20 protein-coding genes are annotated in these 20,407 nt (G+C 63.5%); 9 read left to right on the forward strand and 11 right to left on the reverse strand.

All coding sequences use genetic code 11. The features are described from left to right. Positions 1 to 8 precede the first annotated feature (8 nt). Positions 9 to 1,364, reverse strand: a complete 1,356-nt coding sequence (locus CH274_RS16895; RefSeq protein ID WP_218829221.1) for an FGGY-family carbohydrate kinase — start codon at positions 1,362 to 1,364, stop codon at positions 9 to 11. A 10-nt stretch (positions 1,365 to 1,374) separates the two neighbouring features. Beyond that, positions 1,375 to 2,379 (reverse strand): LacI family DNA-binding transcriptional regulator, encoded by a 1,005-nt coding sequence (locus tag CH274_RS16900; protein WP_032395043.1) that lies wholly within the window; start codon positions 2,377 to 2,379, stop codon positions 1,375 to 1,377. Between the two features lie 102 nt (positions 2,380 to 2,481). Between CH274_RS16900 and CH274_RS16905 the strand changes: the two genes are divergently transcribed. Beyond that, positions 2,482 to 3,036: an AAA family ATPase gene (locus CH274_RS16905; RefSeq protein WP_176459245.1), complete on the forward strand. Its 555-nt coding sequence runs from the start codon at positions 2,482 to 2,484 to the stop codon at positions 3,034 to 3,036. On the opposite strand, the gene CH274_RS16910 is transcribed toward CH274_RS16905, so the two are convergent. Together CH274_RS16910 and CH274_RS16915 are read right to left on the reverse strand one after the other, a co-directional pair. Next, complete coding sequence (locus CH274_RS16910; protein ID WP_032395044.1) at positions 3,021 to 4,028, reverse strand: LacI family DNA-binding transcriptional regulator; 1,008 nt, start codon at positions 4,026 to 4,028, stop codon at positions 3,021 to 3,023. The two genes, CH274_RS16905 and CH274_RS16910, sit on opposite strands and share 16 nt — an antisense overlap. A gap of 31 nt (positions 4,029 to 4,059) precedes the next feature. Then, positions 4,060 to 4,785: an SDR family oxidoreductase gene (locus CH274_RS16915; RefSeq protein WP_032395045.1), complete on the reverse strand. Its 726-nt coding sequence runs from the start codon at positions 4,783 to 4,785 to the stop codon at positions 4,060 to 4,062. 405 nt (positions 4,786 to 5,190) lie between these two features. On the opposite strand from CH274_RS16915, the gene CH274_RS16920 reads away from it, so the two are divergent. From CH274_RS16920 to CH274_RS16935, 4 genes are all read left to right on the forward strand, one after another. Further along, positions 5,191 to 5,970 carry an ATP-binding cassette domain-containing protein gene (locus tag CH274_RS16920; protein WP_032395046.1) on the forward strand — a complete coding sequence of 260 codons (780 nt, stop codon included), beginning with the start codon at positions 5,191 to 5,193 and terminating at the stop codon, positions 5,968 to 5,970. Then, positions 5,967 to 7,064, forward strand: coding sequence for an ABC transporter permease (locus tag CH274_RS16925; protein WP_082073654.1), 1,098 nt, complete (start codon positions 5,967 to 5,969; stop codon positions 7,062 to 7,064). The genes CH274_RS16920 and CH274_RS16925 overlap by 4 nt, the downstream gene beginning before the upstream one ends. Positions 7,065 to 7,117: 53 nt before the next feature. Further along, on the forward strand, positions 7,118 to 8,089 hold the full coding sequence (locus CH274_RS16930; RefSeq protein ID WP_032395047.1) for an ABC transporter substrate-binding protein: 972 nt from the start codon (positions 7,118 to 7,120) through the stop codon (positions 8,087 to 8,089). Positions 8,090 to 8,193: 104 nt separating this feature from the next. After that, positions 8,194 to 9,669, forward strand: coding sequence for a mannitol dehydrogenase family protein (locus CH274_RS16935; RefSeq protein WP_094658233.1), 1,476 nt, complete (start codon positions 8,194 to 8,196; stop codon positions 9,667 to 9,669). On the opposite strand, the gene CH274_RS16940 is transcribed toward CH274_RS16935, so the two are convergent. Then, the gene (locus CH274_RS16940) at positions 9,657 to 10,448 is read right to left on the reverse strand and encodes an acyl-CoA thioesterase (protein ID WP_094658235.1); all 792 of its coding nucleotides are present in this window, start codon (positions 10,446 to 10,448) and stop codon (positions 9,657 to 9,659) included. The genes CH274_RS16935 and CH274_RS16940 overlap by 13 nt on opposite strands. Positions 10,449 to 10,527: 79 nt before the next feature. Then, positions 10,528 to 11,577 (reverse strand): SDR family oxidoreductase, encoded by a 1,050-nt coding sequence (locus CH274_RS16945; RefSeq protein ID WP_094658237.1) that lies wholly within the window; start codon positions 11,575 to 11,577, stop codon positions 10,528 to 10,530. A gap of 88 nt (positions 11,578 to 11,665) precedes the next feature. Between CH274_RS16945 and CH274_RS16950 the strand changes: the two genes are divergently transcribed. Continuing rightward, positions 11,666 to 11,983 (forward strand): ArsR/SmtB family transcription factor, encoded by a 318-nt coding sequence (locus CH274_RS16950; protein WP_094658238.1) that lies wholly within the window; start codon positions 11,666 to 11,668, stop codon positions 11,981 to 11,983. Here the strand turns inward: CH274_RS16950 and CH274_RS16955 are convergent. Beyond that, on the reverse strand, positions 11,967 to 13,448 hold the full coding sequence (locus CH274_RS16955) for an SAM-dependent methyltransferase (RefSeq protein ID WP_179275787.1): 1,482 nt from the start codon (positions 13,446 to 13,448) through the stop codon (positions 11,967 to 11,969). The genes CH274_RS16950 and CH274_RS16955 overlap by 17 nt on opposite strands. 82 nt (positions 13,449 to 13,530) lie before the next feature. Between CH274_RS16955 and CH274_RS16960 the strand changes: the two genes are divergently transcribed. Continuing rightward, complete coding sequence (locus CH274_RS16960) at positions 13,531 to 14,034, forward strand: DUF1648 domain-containing protein (RefSeq protein ID WP_094630719.1); 504 nt, start codon at positions 13,531 to 13,533, stop codon at positions 14,032 to 14,034. 1 nt (position 14,035) lies between these two features. Here CH274_RS16960 and CH274_RS16965 read toward each other — a convergent pair whose 3' ends face one another. The 3 genes from CH274_RS16965 to CH274_RS16975 all read right to left on the reverse strand — a co-directional run bounded on the left by CH274_RS16965 (position 14,036) and on the right by CH274_RS16975 (position 18,068). After that, positions 14,036 to 15,427 (reverse strand): outer membrane protein assembly factor BamB family protein, encoded by a 1,392-nt coding sequence (locus CH274_RS16965; protein ID WP_094658239.1) that lies wholly within the window; start codon positions 15,425 to 15,427, stop codon positions 14,036 to 14,038. Then, the gene (locus tag CH274_RS16970) at positions 15,424 to 16,659 is read right to left on the reverse strand and encodes a hypothetical protein (protein WP_094658241.1); all 1,236 of its coding nucleotides are present in this window, start codon (positions 16,657 to 16,659) and stop codon (positions 15,424 to 15,426) included. The genes CH274_RS16965 and CH274_RS16970 overlap by 4 nt, the downstream gene beginning before the upstream one ends. A gap of 161 nt (positions 16,660 to 16,820) precedes the next feature. Then, a complete protein-coding gene (locus tag CH274_RS16975) occupies positions 16,821 to 18,068 on the reverse strand; it encodes a TetR family transcriptional regulator (RefSeq protein ID WP_094658242.1) in 1,248 nt (415 codons plus the stop codon). Positions 18,069 to 18,241: 173 nt separating this feature from the next. On the opposite strand from CH274_RS16975, the gene CH274_RS16980 reads away from it, so the two are divergent. Beyond that, entirely contained in the window at positions 18,242 to 18,502 is a 261-nt protein-coding gene (locus tag CH274_RS16980; protein WP_094658244.1) for a LuxR C-terminal-related transcriptional regulator, read from the forward strand. A gap of 4 nt (positions 18,503 to 18,506) precedes the next feature. Here the strand turns inward: CH274_RS16980 and CH274_RS16985 are convergent, their stop codons facing one another. Beyond that, a complete protein-coding gene (locus CH274_RS16985; protein WP_094647297.1) occupies positions 18,507 to 19,160 on the reverse strand; it encodes a DedA family protein in 654 nt (217 codons plus the stop codon). An 87-nt stretch (positions 19,161 to 19,247) separates the two neighbouring features. On the opposite strand from CH274_RS16985, the gene CH274_RS16990 reads away from it, so the two are divergent. Continuing rightward, a complete protein-coding gene (locus CH274_RS16990) occupies positions 19,248 to 20,267 on the forward strand; it encodes an SMP-30/gluconolactonase/LRE family protein (RefSeq protein WP_094658246.1) in 1,020 nt (339 codons plus the stop codon). Positions 20,268 to 20,407 lie beyond the last annotated feature (140 nt).

Genomic DNA, 20,407 nt, shown 5'->3' on the forward strand with positions numbered 1-20,407 from the left:
ATGTGGGCTCAGATCTCTATGAGCGTCAGTAGTCGCGCCGCGAACAACGCTGCGCCGTAGGCGGTGTCCTGGGCGCGGGTGGAGACCGAGACATCGGGGAGCACTTGCGCGCGGGCATCTCGAACGCTGGCCATGCTCGCCCAGCCGCCGGTGAGCAGCGTGGAACGGGCCGGGGCAACCTCCGCGTCGAGGGCGGCGATGAGCCGTGCGATCTCGTCGTTGCCGTGCAACAGAATCGAACGGAACAACTCCGCCGCGTTCACCCCGTCCGTCCGCACGGTGATCGACAGAACCCCGTCGTCGTTGCGGGCTCCGGCGATGTCGATACCGCCGTCGGTGGACGGTCCACCGGCAGGCAATGCGCACACCCGCTGATCGAGCAGGTCACGCCCGGCGCGGTCGGTGATGTCGCACAACTGCAACGCCCGTCGCATCAACAGCCCGGTCTTGACTCCGGCGACGAGTACGTGTTGGCCCGGAACCACATGCCGCACCGAATTGATCAGATGATCGGCCAGACGGCTTCGTGCATCGGGCGTCAGCGGAGCGTCGAGCACTCGCAGCAGCACCTCGGCGGTTCCCATCGACACGTGATAGCGGTCGTTGGGGATTGCCCCACCCGATACGGCGGAGACGAGGTGGTCATGGCCGGCCACGGTCAACCGTGCCCCCGCGATGGCGTCGGGGAGGGCGGGTCCGGTTGCCGTTCCCAGATCCGTGCCCGCATCGACGAGAGGCGGGATGAATTCGGTCCCGACGCCCAAGTGCGTCAACATTTCCGACCACGGCTCGCCGGTGTCCTGATCGAGCAGGCCGGTTCGGGAACCGAGTGAGTAATCGGCCACCGCGCGGCCACCGAGGGACAGCACGACGAACTCGGGAAGGTTGAACCATCGCAGTCCGGCCAGCTTCAGTCCGTTGTCGCGCAGGTGCGCGATCTTGACCACCGACACCTGGACACCGACGGGAAGGCCTGTCTTCCCGGCGAACCGGTCACGTAGATCCTGGGGTAGTGCGTCGACCTGCTGTTGCCCTCGGGGATCGAACCACGCGAAGGCCGGCGCTCGGACAACGTTGTCTTGATCCAGAAGGAAACCCGTCTCACCCATTCCGGACACTGCGATCGCATCGATGCGCGACGCGGGATCGCCGGTCACCTCGGGCAGTCGGCGCGCGACGGCCTCGAGTAGATTCGCGATGGTGGCGAGCAGGTCCTCGGCCGCGAGGTCGGTGGTACCGCCCGGGCCGTGACGCCACGGTGTCGGACTCTGCTCGATGAGCATTTCGGTGCCGGCATCGTCGGTGACGAGTACTTTGACGCCGGTGCTCCCGAGGTCCAGTCCCGCAACAAGTCTGGGGTTCACGGAGTTGGTCTCATTTCTGTACGGGTAGGGGGAGTGCATGCGAGAGTCTTTCCACCAACGTGGTGGGCGCGACCTGTTGCTCCGGTTCGAGGTAGGGATCGTCGAAACGCTGCACCAGCCGATCGAACGCGAGTGTGCCGATGCGATACGGGTCTTGGTCGATGCACGTCACCGATGGACTGACGGCATCGGCGAGCGAGAAATTACCGAACGAGACCATCGCCACGTCGGTGCGATCCATCTCGTGCAGCACCGATACCACGGCCGTCGCATGACGTGCGTTGGCGACGAAGAAGGCGGTCGGCGGATTGCGTAGTGCCAGTAGCTTCTTCACCACGGGCCGTACCGAATCGGCGGCGTGCGACACCGGGGGAGCAAGTGCCACGTCCGGCTTCTGGCCGAGGTTCGCGAGAACATCGAAATACGCCTCACGGCGCAACTGCGCGGTCTGCAGTCGATCGTCGAAGCCGAGCAACGCAATTCGGGTGTGCCCGCCCTCCACCAGTTTCTCGACGGCTCGTTTGGCAGCGCCGTAATCGTCGACGATGACCGAATCGAATCCCGGGATGGAACGGTCGATGGTCACCGTGGGCAATGTCCGACGCCGAGGCACGAGGAAGTCGCTGTGATCGCCGACCGGCGCGAGAATGATGCCGCGCACGTGTTGACCGGCCAGCAGTGCCAGCTGGTCACGTTCGCGCTGGGCGTCGAACCCGGTGCTGCCGACGATGACGGCGAGTCCGTGTTCGAGAGCCCGATCCTCGACGGCACTGACCAGGGAAGCGAAGAACACGTCGTCGATGGAGTCGACGACGATGCCGATGGTGTTGCCCGATCCCGATTTCAACGAGCGCGCAGCCGAATTGGGGACGTAGTTCAGCGTCTGCACCGCGGCCTCGACGCGTTCGCGCAACTCGGGCAAGACGGTGTCCACGCCGTTGACGACGCGGGAGACGGTCTTGAAGCTGACGCCTGCCAATGCGGCGACGTCTTTGATGCTTGCGCGCTCGGTCACGTGAACTCTCGATCGGAGGGATTGCGTTTCGCTGTAGCACGGTGCGAGACAACGTTGTCTTGTATGATTGCCGCTATGCCTCATGTCTGTCAAGACGTTTCCGTGATCGATCGGGATCGACTGCCGGTCCTGCTCGTCGCGGGTGCTGCCGGGAGTGGAAAGACCACCCTGGGACGCGAGCTGGCGCGCCGTTTCCGCATCCCCTTGCTCGACCTCGACACCCTGACGAATCCGCTTCTCGATCAGCTGGATTCGGTGTCGGTCGGCCCGCACTGGAACAGTCCAGGGCCGCACTCGGAGCAGATTCGAGCCGGCCGATATGCAGTATTGCTGGCCGCTGCCACCGATCTCGTGGACATCGGTCAGCGGCCGGTCCTCGTGGCTCCGTTCACCCGTGAGCTGACCGGTGGCGCGGAATGGGAGCAGCTGATCGCGCAATTAGCACCGGCCGCAACGTCGGTCGTGCACGTGGACGGCTCGCCGGAACTGCTGGCGCGTCGACGGGCCGCCCGTGGGGCAGAGCGCGACGCACATCGGCCGTCGGATACTCCGGCGGAGAAGCCGCGTGTTCCTCATCTACGGGTCGATGCCGAGCTGTCCACCGAGCAGCAGGTAGAGCTGGTCGCGGGAACTCTCGAGGGCTACGTGCAGCGGTGATCGCTTCCGGGCGTGCACGATCGACGTTCGATCAGCTCGACCCCGAGTATGTTGCGCCGCTTGAAGCGCTTGCCGGGATTCTCGATTCGGCCCAGTAGCCGCTCGATGGCCAACCGGCCCAGCCGAGCAGGATTCTGGTCGATCACCGTCACCGGTGGCATCACGGCATCGGCAAGGGGAAAGTCGCCGAATCCGACGAACGCCAGATGCAGCAAGTTCATCTGCTGCAGAACGGGGACACATGCCATGGCCACGCGTGCGTTGGAGAGAAACAGCGCTGTCGGTGGATCGTCGAGCGCGGTCAGTGCGGTCAGGGCGCTGCGTGCATCGTCGCGGCCCATGACGCCGAGCGCAACGAGGGATTCGTCGAACTCGATTCCTCGGGCCTGCAACGACTCTCGATACCCCTTCAGCCGATTTCGGCTGGTAGGAATGTTGGCACTGTCGCCGATGACCGCGATCCGAGTGTGGCCGAGTCGTAGCAGATGATCGGTGGCCAGCACCGCCCCACCGTGATCGTCGTCGACGAAGCTGTCGGCCTTGAGGCCATCGGGTCCGCGATCGACGAAGACCGTGGGAGTCTTGTCGATCCACCGCTCCAGATAGCCGTGGTCGGCACCCGTGGGTGCAATGATCAAGCCGCTCAACTGCCTCCGCAACAGTGACTCGACCAGCGCCTGCTCCTGATCACCGTCGTGGCCCAGGCTGGTGACCAGCACGGCCATGTCGTCCTCACGGGCGCGCTCCTCCACCGCGCGTGCGATGGAGGAGAAGAACGGATCGTCGATGTCGGGCACGGCCACACCGATCGCCGCGGCTTGACCGTTGCGAAACGACGTCGCCATCGTGTTCGGAACGTAATTGAGCGAGTTCAGGGCATCGGTGACGCGAGCGCGCGTGTCGGGGTCGACGTGCGGGTCGTTGTTGTACACCCGTGAGACGGTCTTGGCGCTGACTCTGGCCAGCGCCGCGACATCCTGCATCGTGGTCATGATCTACCCCCGTCTGCTCGTCGTCCGCTCGTCATCGACTGGTGTAGCCGCCGTCCACCGGCAACGACACTCCCGTCACCATGGAAGCATCATCGCTCAACAAGAAGGCAATCGGCGCGGCAATCTCGTCCTCGGTGGCCCAGCGACCCAACGGCATCTGTGCCAGGAACGGCTCCTCGATCTCCGGACGACCCCAGTAGAACGCGGACATCTCCGTCATCACGACGGTCGGATTGACTCCGTTGACCCGGATTCCGTGGCGGCCGAGTTCGAGGGCCGAGACGCGAGTGATGTTGTCCAGGGCTGCTTTCGAGGAACCGTATGAGACGTGTCCTGTCAGCGCGACGAGACTGGCCTGGCTCGAGACGTTGACGATCGATCCGACACCGGCGGCGATCATCGCGGGGACGGTGTACTTGATGACGAGCAGAGCGCCGCGCGCGTTGATGGCGATGACCTTGTCGAAGATCGAGATGTCGGTGTCCTGAGGCGTCGCGATCTCGCCGCCGAAGCCCGCGCAGTTCACCACCCCGTACAGCTCCAAGCCGGAGACGGCGTCACGCACGCTGTCTTCCGACGTCAGATCGAAGGCCAGGGGTTGTGCGCCGGTCTCGTCGGCGAGCTTGTCCAATGCATCCACCGACTGGCCCGCGGCAACGACATCGGCACCGTCGGCCACGAGCCGTCGCACCGTCGCCGAGCCGATGCCTCCGCTGGCACCGGTCACCAAGATCGTCCGGCCGTCGAACTTCGCCATGGGGTCTACCTCTGCTGTTCCGAATGGATATGTCATCGATGTCATCGGCTCGCTGAGCGGGCGCAATGTCATCGGTGTCATGGACGGTACCTCAGGACACCTCCGACGGCTCGAAAATCGAACAGATCGGTTATTTCTGCAGCTGAGAGACGGTACCGTCCGGTCCGATAGTGGTTCGACAGTGCGCCACCATCCATGTGCATCGTTTGTGTCATGTCACCGGTGACATGAATTTTCGCGAAACACGTGACAACGCGGGTTGCGTGGGTCACACTCGTTTACACAACGAGCCCCGCGGGGAGCTCGACCCGCCTCGCAGATCACGTTCACCGACCGAGCTGCACGGGCACCGGTGGGGGTGTCCATCCCGCACCCGAAGGTTTTCGATCCGACCTAGGAGTATCCATGGCCAGCGTTGCACCTGTTGCGACACCGATCCTCGAAGCGAGGGGATTGTCGAGGAGCTTCGGAAACGTGCGCGCCCTCGACGACGCCGATTTCGACATCTACCCCGGCGAGGTCGTCGCCCTCATCGGCGACAACGGTGCCGGCAAGTCGACGTTGGTCAAGGCGCTCTCGGGAAGCCTTGCCGTCGACACCGGAGAGATCCTGTTCGACGGCACCGCCGTCGATCTCGACAGCCCAACGGTGGCAGCGGAACTCGGCATCGAGACGGTGTTCCAGGATCTCGCGCTCGCGCCGCACCTCAACGCACAGCAGAACATGTTCCTCGGCCGGGAGCTGCCGGCGAGAGGCCCGCTCGGCCGACTCGGTTTCCTCGACGTGTCCACGATGCGCAAGCAATCGCAGGCCGCTCTCGACGAACTGGGAGCCACCGTTCGCAGTCTGACCGTCCCGGTCGGCTCGATGTCCGGTGGACAGCAGCAGGCCATCGCCATCGCACGTGCCGTCGCATGGGCCAAGGGCGTGGTGTTCCTCGACGAACCGACCGCTGCGCTCGGCGTGGTGCAGACCCGCAACGTACTCGACACCATTCGTCGGGTGGCAGATCGGGGAGTGGCAGTGGTCTTCATCAGTCACTCGATGCCACACGTCATCGAGGTCGCGGACCGCGTGCAAGTGCTGCGGATGGGCAGACGCGTCGCCACTCTCGACGCCAAGAACACGACCATGGAAGAACTCGTCGGTGCGATGACCGGCGCGACCACCGGAGCCACACGATGAGCAATCAGATCATCACCCCATCCATCGAACCGTTGCCGCCGAGCGAGAAGCCGTCGAAGCACACGTTCGACCTCGTCGAATCGCTCCGTAACCTCGCTCGCGTCCAGGTCTTCCAGATCGTCCTGGTGTTGGCAGCCATCTGCATCGTGTTCTCGATCATGGCTCCCGGGAGTTTCCCCGAGTGGGGCAACATTCGGCAGATCATCCAGAACGTCTCCATCCTGGCCGTCCTCGGGATCGGCATGACGTTCGTGATCGTCACCAGCGGCATCGACCTTTCCGTCGGGTCGGTTCTCGTCTTCTCCGGTGTCGTCTCGGCCAAGACCATGGCAGCCATCGGTGGCGACGGATGGGGAGTCGCCGCCGTCGGGATCGTGGTGGCCCTGGGATGCGGCCTCTGCTGGGGATTGCTCAACGGATTTCTGATCGGCAAGGCCAATGTGCCTCCACTGATCGTCACGCTCGGTACCCTGGGCGGCGCACTCGGGCTCTCGCAGGTCATCACCGGCGGCGTCGACATCCGAGACGTTCCACCGGTACTGGTCGACACGATCGGGTACGGAAATCTACCGGCCACCACCATCCCGCTGATCTCGAGCATCGCCCTGGTGCTGGTGGTCATCTTCGGAATCGTGCTGCATCGCACCAAGTTCGGTCTCTACACGTTTGCCGTCGGCTCGAAGGAACAGTCCGCTCGTCGAGTCGGCATCAAGGTGGACATGCACCTGGTCAAGATCTACGCACTCTCGGGCACCCTCGCCGGACTCGCAGGAATTCTGTCGCTCTCGCAGTACGGCACCACCGCCATCGCGGGTCAGTCGCAGACCAACCTCAATGTCATTGCGGCCGTTGTCATCGGCGGAACGAGCCTGTTCGGTGGCATCGGCACGATGTTCGGCACCGTCGTCGGACTCTTCATTCCCGCAGTGCTGCAGAACGGATTCGTCATCGTCGGCGTTCAGCCGTTCTGGCAGCAGGTCGCCGTCGGCGCCGTCCTCATCGCCGCCGTGTACTTCGATCAGCGTCGTCGTGACGCAGCGAGTCGAGGTCAGTCGCCCAGCTCGCTCAAGAAACTCTGGTCCCGAAGTCCGTAGCTCGGGCCGGCCCACAACTCCCTCCCGCACAGTCCCTTACAAGAAAGTCGACCATGATCACATCACGCACCGCCGTCGTTGCACTGAGTGTCGCTTCGGTCTCCGCCATGTTTCTGGCGGGCTGCTCGTCCGACTCCGGAAGCGGTGACGGCAGCGGCAAGATCGCCTTCATCCAGGGCGTGAGCGGCGACGAGTTCTACATCAGCATGCAGTGCGGAATCGAAGCTGCAGCCGAGGCCGCCGGCGTCACCGTCGACACTCAGGGCCCGGTCAAGTTCGATCCCACGCTGCAGAAGCCGATCGTCGATTCCGTCGTCGCATCGCGGCCGTCGGCCATCCTGATCGCGCCCACCGATGTCGCGGCGATGCAGGCACCGTTGGCGGCTGCGGCAAACGCGGGCATCAAGGTCGTCCTCGTCGACACCACCCTCGAAGATCCGTCCATCGCGGTGTCGTCGATCTCCTCGGACAACAAGGGCGGTGGAGCGGAAGCATTCAACGCCATCCAGGAGCTCAACCCCTCCGGCGGCAAGGTTCTGGTCATCTCCACCGACCCCGGTATATCCACCGCCGATGCGCGTGTCGAAGGCTTCGAAGAGGCCGTAGGAGCCAATTCGGCATTCGACTACCTTGGAGTGCAGTACAGCCACAACGACCCGGCCGAAGCTGCCCGTCTGGTCTCGGCCGCTCTGGCCAAGGACCCCGACATCGTCGGCATCTTCGCCGCCAATACCTTTGCAGCCGAGGGCACCGCGACGGGCGTCCGACAGGCAGGCAAGCAGGACCAGGTCAAGATCGTCGGATTCGATGCCGGTCCCGCACAGGTCAAGCAGCTGCGTGAGGGAACAGTGCAGGCACTGATCGCCCAGCAGCCCGACACGATCGGCACCGACGGCGTCGAGCAGGCCATGGCTGCGATCGACAACAAGCCGGTCACGTCCGAGATCTCCACCGGCTTCCACGTCATCACCGCCGACAACATCGACGGCGACGGTGCGCAGTACGTCTACAAGTCGTCCTGCTGACCTGTAGCACCTCGAACTGCGGTGGTGCTCCTGGTGGCAGCACATGCCCGGGAGCGCCACCGCTCATCAATTCCATCCGAATCGTTCGACCCGAGGAACCTGTCATGACCATGCTTCGCCGCGCGACGTTGGAAGAGCTGCCCGCGACCGTCACGAAGCCGGCCTACGACTTGGACGAACTGCATTGCGGTGTGGTGCATTTCGGCGTCGGCGCGTTCCATCGCGCACATCAGGCGGTGTACTTCGATCGGCTGCTCGCGGCCGGACATCTCGACTGGGCTCTGTGCGGAGTGGGAGTGTTGTCGGGAGACAGGAAGATCGGGGACGTCCTCGACTCGCAGGACCACCTCTACACCCTCGTCACAGTGGATCCGGACGGTCGACGGGACGCCCGGGTGATCGGCTCGGTCGCCGACTTCGTCTACGCGCCCGACGATCCGCAGGGCGTGCTCGATGTGCTCAGCTCGCCCGCCACGATGATCGTGTCCTTGACCATCACCGAGTCCGGTTACGGCGTCGACGACGCCACCGGAGCGTTCGCGCCCACCGATCCCGGAGTGCTGCAGGACCTTCGGGATATCACGGTACCGTCGAGTGTATTCGGCTTCCTCACCGTTGCCCTCGCCACCCGCAGACGCCACGGGATCCCGCCCTTCACCGTGATGTCGTGCGACAACATCGTTCACAACGGGTCGGTGACCCGAACGGCATTGACCTCGTTCGCCCGCCATCACGACGCCGATCTCGCCGACTGGATCGATACCACGGTCGCGTTTCCCAACTCGATGGTCGACCGCATCACCCCCGCTACGACGACCGCCGTCGTCGACGACGTGCGCAACGACTTCGGAATCGACGACGGCTGGCCGGTACGGTCGGAATCGTTCTCGCAGTGGGTGGTCGAAGACACGTTCTCGTTCGGGCGGCCGCCCTTCGACGAGGTCGGAGTGCAACTCGTCGCCGACGTCGCGCCGTACGAACACATGAAACTGCGGCTGCTCAACGGCTCCCATCAGGCGATGAGCTACCTCGGCATACTCGCCGAGTACACCCACGTGCACGAGGTGATGGCCAGCCCCGACCTGCACGAATTCGTGGCGTCGTACATGCGGAACGAGGCCGCACCCACCCTCGCCCCTGTACCGGGAATCGACATCGAGGGCTACATAGACCAACTGCTGCAACGCTTTTCCAGCCTTGCCGTTCGCGACACGCTCGAACGGCAGATCGTCGACGCGTCCGCCCGCATTCCGAAGTTCGTACTGCCGGTGATCCGCGACCTGCTGGCCCGGGATCGATGCGTCGACCACTGCGCGTTGATACTCGCAGCGTGGTGCGGTGTCTACGAGCGCGGAGACGTGCCGATGCTCGACGCGGATGCCGAACATCTTCAGCGGCTGTCCTGGGAAGACCACGACAACCCCGGTGCCTTCCTGGCGAATCCTGCTGTGTTCGGGGGTCTCTCGACCAGTCCTCGGCTGCGAGGCGCGTACCAGAGGGCCAAACGGTCGCTTCAGGACAGCGGAGCGCGCGGAGCCGTACGGCGCGTGCTGGAACAGTCGGTCGGTCAGGCCTTGTAATAGACCACCTGGTGACTCGTCGCCAGCAATGTCCCGCCCCCGGTCCACAGTTCGGCCGTCTGGTCGAAGTAACCTCGGTGGAAGCGGCGCGCTCGGGCAGTGCCGAGGATGTACCCGTCGGAGTGGCTGACGAGATCCTCGGGCGTCGCGAAGAAGTGGGTCGTCAGTGAGATGGTGCCCGCCGGAACGTAGCGACCGAGACGCTGAAAGATCCTGGGATAGAACACATCGCTGAGCGATGTCAGTGCCGGGAAGTCCAACGGACGCGGCGGTGTGTCTCGAATCCACAGGGTTTCGGTCGAGTCCGCAGATTCCTGATCGCTCAGAGCGCCTGCCACGAAACGCATCTCGTAGTTCTGTGCCCAGGCGATTGCATCGGGAAAGGTGCCTCGGGGCGTCTCGGCGGGGGAGGGAACGGTCGGTGCCACTGCCTCGATGGTGTCCCACGTCTCGCGCCTCGTACCGAACACTGCTGTTGCGGTGGTGGCGACGTCGCCACCCTGAGTCAGTTCGAGATACCAGTGTTGATTGCTTCGGTTGGTGCGCACGGCACGCGCCGAGATATCGAACTCACCCTCGGCGACGGGGCCGGCGAAGTTCACCGTCAGCGAGACCGGTGAACCCAGACATTCGGGATGCAGCTCGATGGCACGGACGAACGTTGCGGCGGTGAGACCACCGAACGGGCCGACCATGTTGTTGTACGGTGCCGACGTCCTACCGCGGTAAGTGCCGTCGGAAACGGTCTCGAGTGCCACTGCTGTGTCGAACGGATGCATTGTTCTCCCGTAGGTCTCGATCGGCGTTGGTGCCGATTCAAACTATCCGGCTCACCTACACGGCACGCAGGGTGGCTCCTCACGGAATGATTCGCCGGCTGCGTAGCTCGGCGAAGATCCCGGCGAACATGGCCTCGGTGTCGACGAAGCGGTGAAATCCCATGCGACGGGCCTTGGAACCGTCGGCGATGACGTCGTAATCCCAGGAGAACACGAAATCACCGAATGCCCAGGAAGAGACGTCGGAATACGGAGTCGACTGCAGTCCGTGCTCGGCGACGATGGAATCCCACAGCGGCTCCTTGTCTGCCATGACGTCCGCCAGGGACATCGGTAACGGAGTTGCGGTGTCGAGGTCGAACAGACCCGCGATGCGCGGCCACATCTCGCTCCAGCGAAACAGGTCGCCGTTGGTGATGTTGAACGCCTGATTGGCGCAGGTCGGCGTGGTGGCCGCCCATACCGTCGCCTCGGCGAGCAACGATGCGTCGGTCATCTCGAGCAGCGCGCCGAAGGCACCGGGCTTTCCCGGAAACCGCATGGGGACGCCCAGTTTCGCGCACATGGTGGCGTACACGGCGATGACGGTGGCCAGGTTCATCGGGTTCCCCAGAGCGACACCGCACACCACCGATGGCCGGATGGCCGACCAGGTCCACCGCTTGCCGAATTGCCGCGCCTCGAGAAACTGCTGCTGATCGACGTTGAACTCGGGCGGCATGTGGGGCGGATCGGATTCTCGCGCCGGGGTTTTGAAGGGCCCCAGGTGTGCGCCGTACACCTTGTATCCCTGCATCAGACTCACGTGCTCGAGGTCCGGTGAACTGTCCTCGATGGCCGTGACCACGTTGACGAGCATCGAGAGATTGGGGGCGACGAGTTCGGCCCAGCTCGGTCTCTCCTGATACGCGGCGTAGAAGATGTGCGTGACGTCGGTGAGCTCGGCCAGTCTGCGGTGCGTCTCGTCGGCGTCGAGCAGATCCACCGCGATGTGCCGGACGCGTCCGTCGTCGATACCGCCGCGGCGTGAGAGCCCGACGATGTCCCAATCACCTGTTCGCTGCAGGTGATCGACCAAGTTACCGCCGATCACTCCGTTGGCTCCCACTACCACTGCTACGCGTGACATGAACTTCTCCTATCTAGATATCGCGATATTGCGATGTCATTAGTAGACCACATATCGGGATATTGCGATATTGGAGTAGGCTTCGAGGGTGGCTGACGAACTGGACCCCGCAGAGCTCGCGGCGGTGTTCGGTGCGCTGAGCAATCCCGCGCGATTGGCGATCATGCGGTGGCTCAAGGATCCCACTGACTTTCCGCCCCAGCTCGAGCCCGCCGAGGACGTGGGAGTGTGCCTCAAGCACATTCGATCGCGGGCGGGTGTTTCGCAGTCCACAGCCTCGCAGTACATGGCCGTGCTGCAACGCGCGCAGCTGGTGACAAGCACCAAGATCGGCCCCTGGGTGCACTACAAACGTAACGACGAATTCCTCGACCGACTGGCCGAGACGATCAAGTCCGATCTGTGAAGTCGTCGATCGCCTGATCGATCGAACTGCTGTCCGTGTGCACATCTCGCACCCGGTCCCGCAGTGTGCGCCGGTCGGTTGTACGTGCGATGGCGCTCAGGTCGATGCGTTGGAGCAGCTTCTTCGTCACCGGTCGCTTGCTGTCCCAGAATGCGAGGGCCGCGATGAGATCAGTCGCTTCCGGTCCGGTCAACAGTGCATGGGCGACGGCGCATGCCGCTGGGTCCTCGAATGGCAGTAGATAGGTGGCGTCGTCGAACACCGCAGGTTTTCCGTCGTAGGGGCCGACCATCCTGAACTGCGGAATCTTGTGGAATCCGGAGATCGCGATCTTGTAGGGCGCAAACGTGTACGGCCCGACACCGAAGATGCAGAACCGGGCGCGATTTCGGTAGATCGACGACTTCCGGCCATCGAGAGCTGTCGCGTTGTCGGTCAGGTACTTCCACAACTTCGGTGCGCTGTCCGCCAACTGTGCGGTGTCGTCACCGGTGTGGGATTGCGGCACGATCATCCATCGCGAGACCACGCTCAACTTGTCGCGATAGACGTCGGTGCATTTGAACAGGGGAAACAGGAAGTCTGTCTCGACGTCGACCGTAGCTCCGAGTTTGGTTCGTGGGCCGTCGTTCTCGGCCAGTTCCATGACGGCAGACGCATCGTGTTTGATGCCCTGACGCCACATCAATGGACTGATGCCATCGAACTGCTTGCTTCGCTCGTAGGCGTCGACGTCCGCGACGAGTTGTCCGTCGACCACTCCGATCCTGCTGCTGGGGTGCAGTGCGTCCATGCTCGAATACATCTGCGCGGTGTGGTCGGTTGCACCGGTTCCGAGTTCGACCACGAACCAGCAGGCATCGACTCCGGCGTCGAACCACTTCTTGGCGTCGATGGGGCGCAGACTCGAACCGGTGATCGGAAGGCCGTGCCGAGCGCAGTGCAACAGGACGTTTCGAGCTACCTGGGTTTTGCAGATCATCGCAACGGTGACCGGGCGATCTGCGAACTCGGTGAGCAACTTGATCCAAATGAACTCCGCAACATCGAAATTCGAGCTTCCGGTGATCGCATCGATGCCGCGCACGTTCCCGATGTTCGCACGAGCCGGTCTGTTGTTGGAACCCAGAACCGACAGCTGTGAGTTGGTCACCCACGGTGGGTTGCCGACGACGAGGGTCGGGCCCGACTCCGACGTCCATGCGATGTCGCGCGCCAGGTCGAAATCGAAGATCGATGCTGTGATCACCCTGCCGAATATCGATGCTGCCGCGGCGTACTCGGGCTGCACTTCGATTCCGACCCGTTCTGTGTCGGGGTGACGCTCACCGATGACCGACAAGAAGTTCCCGACACCACACGTGGGTTCCAGGACACGAGTCCACTGCCGTCGAGGCAGGGTGTTCACCAACGCACGTGCCAACTCGATCGGGGTCTGGAAGTCCCCGAACTCGTTGTTGGGCATCGATGCCTCCGGCGGTGGTGCGAACAAGTTCCTTCTACGGCACTCAACCACACCACTGCCGAAGGCATTAAAGTCGACTGGGATGAAGCTCTCGCGTGCGGCCCTACTGCTGTCAACTCTGGCGTTCATCGTCGCTCTGATCTGGGTCGCCGTCACTGCGGGGGATCAAGTGCCCGCGCACTTCGACGGGTCCGGTCAGGTCGATCGCATGGAGTCGAAGCTGTCCTTCCTGCTCACGATGGGCGGCATCGGATTCGCGATCATCGGGTTGTTCGCGAGCATCGGGTGGTGGTTCCCCAAGGTTCCGGGGTCCATGGTGAATCTGCCGAGCCGGACGATGCACGAGTATTGGACTGCCGCCGAGAACCGACCCGAGCTGAACCGAAAGATGGCCGAGGACCTCGAGTGGATCGGTGCGGCAACGGCATTGCTGTTCGCCTGGATCACCGGCGTTGCGGGTGCAACGACGGGCGACTCGGTCGGCGTCTGGGTTCTCGCCGTCCCGACGGCGCTGTACCTGCTGGCCGTTCTGGGATACGTGGTGTTCGTCGTCAAAGGCGGCCGGTACCGCGTATCGAAGAACTGAATCAGGGGAGTGGTTGCAGCATCGCCAATTTCGATCCGGACTGCACCAGATATCCGCCCTCGGTTGCGTCGACCAACAGCTCGAAGCTCATCGACTCGTCGTCCGGAAACATCATCGACGTCGATGCAGTCCACTCGGTCCCACCGGTGGTCACGTCGACCGCGGAGAGATCTGTTCCGGCCGAGGTCAACACCAGATCGTTGTCGCGCCCGATGATGCTGCCGTTCAGCTCGGCCTGCCACAGGTGCTCGCCGTCTCGCAGGTCGATCGCGGTGGTGCCATTGGATGCCTGCAGCAACCCGACATGGCCGATGACATGCGTCAGGGTGGCGTACGTGCGGGGCTCGTTGAGTTCGTCGCCGGGAAAGTCGTACGACAGGGCGTCGTCGCGCCACAGTTCCTCGCCGGTGTTGCGGTCGAAGGCCGTTTCACCGAGAACGATCGGTATCGCCGTGTCGGTGGGCTCGTCCAGCGAAGGTTGTTGTACGACAGGGCTGTCCGATCGTGCGAGGACCGTGCCGTCCGAACGGAAGGCGGCGGACCCTTTCGATTCCGTACTTGTACCCTCACAATCTCTCAACGACGCAATGGCCAGGTCGCCTGCGGTGCGTCCCACGGCTCCGAGACAATCCTCGAGGCTGTCCGTCTTCCAGAGCTGCCGTCCGGTCGAGGCGTCGAACGTGGAGAAGTCGCCCCCGACGTCGAAGGTTCCGATGTCGTCATCCACCTTCAATGCGGTGGCGTAATCGTCCTCCCATCCGGCCCACGCATGCAGTGGAACCGTCCAGTCGGCGCTCGGATTCTCCAGCGTTCCGCGGTGCAACAGTACGTCGTCGTCCTCGAGGTTGCCCGACGTCGTGTAGATGCGGTCGTTCGCGACAGTGACGGCGAAAAGATCGAGATCAGTGGGGTAGTTTCGTGATTCGCCGGTCTCCGGATCGAAGGTGACGTAGCCCGGCGTCGCACCCCAGATCGGTTGATGGCACACGAGTCGGCCGCCGAGCGGCTCGTCGGCGCACGCGGCCAGGTCCGGAGCGGGGGTCTTCCACAGAACGCTGCCGTCCGCGGTGTCGATTCCGACCATGACTGCCTCGTCGTTGCCGGATTCCGAGGACACGACAGCCAGTGTCAGAGCGGTGTGGCCGATCAGAATCGAGCCGGCCTGCCATGCGTACATCGAACCTGTCCTCGGAGAGGCGAAGGTGGCTGCCTCCAGTCCCATGTCCGCCGCGTCGACGGACCACGCCAACCCCGGTGCGTCGTCCGAGGAGTCGGTGATCTTCTTGATGGTCGTCGATCGGTTCTGGGTCACAACGGCTATCGAGGCACCGACCGACAGTGTTGCGACGATCGCCGCAACGACCAGTGTGGTGTTCTGGTTCCATCGCATCATCGAAGGTCCAATCCTGCTGTGTTCGCCAGGTTCTCGAGCAGTGCCGGATCCTGCACCGGTTGTGTCGTATACACCACGATCTCGAGCCCCGACGGCGTGGCGACGGAGACCGAGGAACCCGGCCCGTATTCGTTCGGTGAGACCAGCTGGGGCTCCTCCGTTGTCGCCGAATCGGATTCGAGGTCGGGCGTGGCCCGAGCAACGCTGATCGTGAGTTGACCGGCAGTGCTGTTCACTGCCTGACACAGCCCGGAACCGAATTCACTGGTGTGCAACGCACCCAACGGTGGTGTCGGAGCGAGCGCCGCCGCGTCTGCCCGACGGAGAGCGTCGTTGAGCGTTCGAATCTCTTCGCGGGAGAACGACGGCGTCGGTGAGTCGTCCCAGCCGACACCCCAGCCTGCGTAGCAGTCGGCGGCATTGCCCGGTGTTCCGGCAGGGATGGGAGCAGTGATCCTGAGGGCAGGGTCGGCGGCTATTCGGACCAGGTCGTCGAGCGTCAGTTTCAACGTGTCCGGGTCGTTCCCGCCGGAAACCGAGGCGGAGACGACGGACCCGTCCGGCGTGTACGCGGTGGCCGTCCGGGAGTAGGACCTCTGACCGTTGGTTTCGCGCCACGTGTCGTCGGTGTCCAGCACCGTTCCGTCTGGCAGACTCCGTCGCTCATCGACTTGGCCTGCCACGCACGGTGGTGGTTCGGCCGAGTCTGCCGGGCCGACACCGACACTGAGATAGTCGGACTCGCTACGCGAGGCCAGTGGGGTGGATGCGTGCGCCGAATCGAGGACGAAATCCTCGGATTCGCTCGACGCGGGTATCGGGCCGAAGTACATGGACGTGGTCGACGAGATCGCGGAGGGAAGTGCTGCCATCAACGCCTCGGACATGAGGTGCGCTCGGGGTCCGCTGTACCAGGGGGCCGCGGGATTGTCGTACGATTCATCGCCCGAGGTCAAGAAGGCGAGGGATGAGGATTCGCTCGGAGGCTCGACGGTGTCGCACCCCGGAATGCTTGCCGACGCGTCGACCTCCGGGGTGACCACCACGTATTCCTGCTGCGGAGGCTCCGGAACGGGTGTCGCCGATGTCGTTGGTAACGAGGTCAATTCAGGCTCCTCGGCCGGAGCGGTCAGTCCCGCTGCGACTACACCGAGTGCCACTATCGATACGAGGACGAGTGTGTTCAGCAGCGCGGAACGATTGCGTTCGGTGGGCTGCGTGTCCCCGTTCATGACCCTCGCTTCGTTCGCCGCATTAGCGACGAATGTCGCGCAACATTCATACCATTCGTTTTGCTAATCGTGCCGGGTGTAGCAGCCAGATGACATCCTGGCAGCCCCCGATCACCTCGCCGGCGGGATCCGGCGTTCGATGACACACGGCCGGTCGATGTTCAGTGCGTACCGAGTCCGTCGAGGAGAAGTTCACCGACGAACGTCGCGTTGTCATGCGGGCTGTTCTGTCGTCGGGTGAAGCATCGCATCAGCAGAGTGTTGGTGATTCCGGCAGCGAGATCCACTGGGCTCGAGCTCGTTCGGAAGACGCCGGTGTCCTGTCCTCGCGCGATGACCGGTGCAATGATCGCCGGCAGGTTGAGCTTCTCCTTGATCGAGATCAGCCCCTCCGGCTCGCCGTAGGTGTCGTGTGCGACGGCGACGAGGAGAGCGTCCATGAACTCGAGTTCGTCGGCGGCGAGTTGCGCGCACCGCAGCATGTGATTCCGCAGAATCGTGAGCTCGTCGAGGCCCAGCAACTGGTCGTCGGCCACCGACTCGCGAAGGCGATCGACTCGACTCTGCAGTGCTGCAACGATGACGGACGGTTTGGTCGGAAACAGTGTCTTACACGCCGCCCTCGGCACTCCCGCGATATCGGCGACGTCGTCCATTCGCGTCATGAAGTAGCCACGCTTTCCGAACTCGTCGCGCGCAGCGGTGACGATCGCAGCACGCGGATCGCGGGGCAGCGGCCGCTCCTCGCCCGAGACACCGACTTCCCCCACGACGTCATCGAGGTGCTGATGATGCCCCGACGTGTCGACGACGGCCCCGAGGAAGGCGAGCAGCGCATCGGACAACACATCGGCCGATACGGAAGCGGCGTCGACCTGACTGCGGATGCGAAAGCCGTCCACGACGGCATTGACCGTCACGGCGAACGATCGGGCCGTGAAGGGACGGCGAAAGGCTCCACCGTCGGGAGCGAACAGCACCTCGAATGCGTCGAGCGCGGCGTCGTCACGCATGCGGTACTCAGCGGCGAGTGCCGCGGAAGCGGGTCCGCGGAAAACATGGTCGAGAAGAGACGCGGTAGTGCTCTTCCGGTCGACGATTGCCGGGAAGTGGTCCGCGACGAGCGCCGACACCGATGCGCGAATCGACGCGCCGCTGTTCGTCATCTGCGCGCGAACGATGTCGTGGATGTCGACCGGTGGAGGAGTACGGGACAAATGTTCGACGACCGCGGTGAGGAAGTCGGATTTGGTCTTGAACTTGCGGAAGAACGTCGCCGTCGACGAGTCGGTCTCGTGGACGACGTCCTCGATGCGCAGTCCGCGTTCGAGGATCTTGCGCGGATGTGCGATCAGCAATGACACACCCGCCTCGACGAAGTGGGCGGCGGTCGCGTCGAGCTCGGTCATAGAGGCGGACTTTACCCAGGTGGGGACAAGATCGAGGTCGCGGGCGACAGTATTCACTCTCAGGTGAGAGCGACCTCGGTCATTCCTCGGAGTGACCCAGCGGAGCGGTTGCGGTGTCATTGGCCGTGTTCGCGCCACCGGGACAGCGGCGGTGCCCGACATCAAGGATCTCCATGACAGTGCTCGATATCCGCGTCGGCGACGCACCCGACCCCCGGCTCAGCGCTCGTGAAATCGAAGTACTCACGGCCTGGCTCATCTCGGATTCCAAAGCGCAGGCGTCGCGTTCGCTCTATCTGTCGATGGGAACCGTCAACACACATCTGACTCGCATCAGAGCGAAATACACGGCGGTGGGGCGAACTGCACCGACCAAGGCGACGTTGCTGGTGCGTGCGCTGCAGGACGGGTTCATCGACATCGACGATCTGTAAGCGGCTATTGCACCTCGACGCGTCTGGACTTGATCTTCTTCACCACGAACCAGGCGATCAGCGCGACGACTACGCCGATGACGACGTACTGGAACACCGAGGCGTAGTTCTCCACGTAATGCCAGTTCTCGCCGAGGAAGTAGCCGGCGAGTACAAAGATCGAGTTCCAGATCAGGCTGCCGAGAGTGGTGTACAGGGTGAACTGCAGAATCGGCATCCGGGACACGCCGGCCGGGATGGATATGCCCGAACGGACGACCGGGATCATGCGGCCGAAGAACACTGCCGACCGACCGTGACGGGTGAACCAGTCCTCTGCCTTGGTCAGATCCTCGGTGCCGACGAACGGCATCTTCTCGACGATGGCATACATCCGATCGCGGCCGAGCTTGATGCCGAGCCAGTACAGGACGAGTGCGCCGATCACCGAGCCTGCCGTCGTCCAGAACAACGCACTCAGCAGCGTCATGCCGCCCTGCGACGCGGTGAACCCGGCGAGAGGGAGGATGATCTCGCTGGGAAGGGGCGGGAAGAAGTTCTCCGCGGCGACGGCGATTCCGGCCCCAGGGCCGCCGATGGCCTCCATCAAACTCACTGCCCATCCGGCGATCCCTCCGAGGTCGCTGTCGGCTGCGGCAAGGGAGGAAAGGGCACTCATGGCAACGACTGTACGAAACCGACGCCAGGAAAATCTGCTCACCAGGACAAATGCCCGAGAATTGAGACATATGGAACACTCGACGGTGTGAACCGAGTCTCCCGAGTAGTCCCCGCTGTTGCCGTTGCCACACTCCTGCTGAGTGCCTGCGGGTCCTCGGATTCGGCCGAGCCGGCACCGAGCACCCCGAGCGGTTCCTCCTCGTCGGCGGCAACGTCATCGAGTTCGAGCACCGCAACGGTCTACGACCTGCCCGGTAGCGGAGTGTTCCCCGAGGGCATCACCGCCGCGGACGACACGTTCTACGTGACGTCGACGTCCGACGGAGCGGTGTTCCGCGGAACCGTCGGATCTCCCGATGTGTCGGTGTTCCTACCCGGCGGCGCGGACGGACGCACCGGTGCTGCGGGTATCGATGTGACCGATGACGACGATCGCGCCGACTACCTGGTGATCGCCGGTGGAGCCACCGGCAAGGTGTGGGTGTACGACGCCGAATCCGGTGACCTGGTGGCCACGTTCACCAACGGTCTCGGTGCAGACGCGACATTCCTCAACGACGTCGCCATTGCCGACAACGGCGATGCCTACGTCACCGACTCGCGCAGCCCGGCGTTGTACCGCATTCCCGCCGAACAGATGACCGCCGGAACGCAGGACGGACCGTTGGAAACGTTCGTGAGCTTCGACGGCACTCCGTTCGCGTACGGGGAGGGGTTCAACGCCAACGGCATCGTGGAGAACGACGACGAATCTGCGTTGATCGTCGTGCAGTCGAGCACCGGCAACCTGTATCGGATCGACAAGACTTCCAAGGAGGTCACACAGGTCGATCTCGGGGGAGCGACACTCATGAACGGCGACGGGATGGAGATGGACGACGACACGCTGTACGTCGTTCGCAATCGCGACGGTCTCATCGCGAAGGTGGATCTCGACGACGACGGAAGAACCGGCGCGGTCACCGGCGAGATCACCGACGCATCGTTCGCGTATCCGACAACCGTTGCAGCGATGGACGATCGGCTGTACGTGGTGAACAGTCAGTTCGACAAGCGTGGGGGAGAGCCCGTCGAGCCGTTCACCGTCAGCTCGGTTCCGGAGTAGAGCGGCTGCGCCGCACGTGCACGGAAACTCGTCGCCGAGTCCGTGTTGAGTCCGGAGACATATGAGACACGAGATGTCCAGGGACATGTGACACACGGGCTGTGGTGATACTGCGGGGCACTGTGACCGGCTATGGAGTA

The sequence above is a fragment of the Rhodococcus sp. 06-418-5 genome (assembly GCF_002258285.1).
Classification (GTDB): Bacteria; Actinomycetota; Actinomycetes; order Mycobacteriales; family Mycobacteriaceae; genus Rhodococcoides.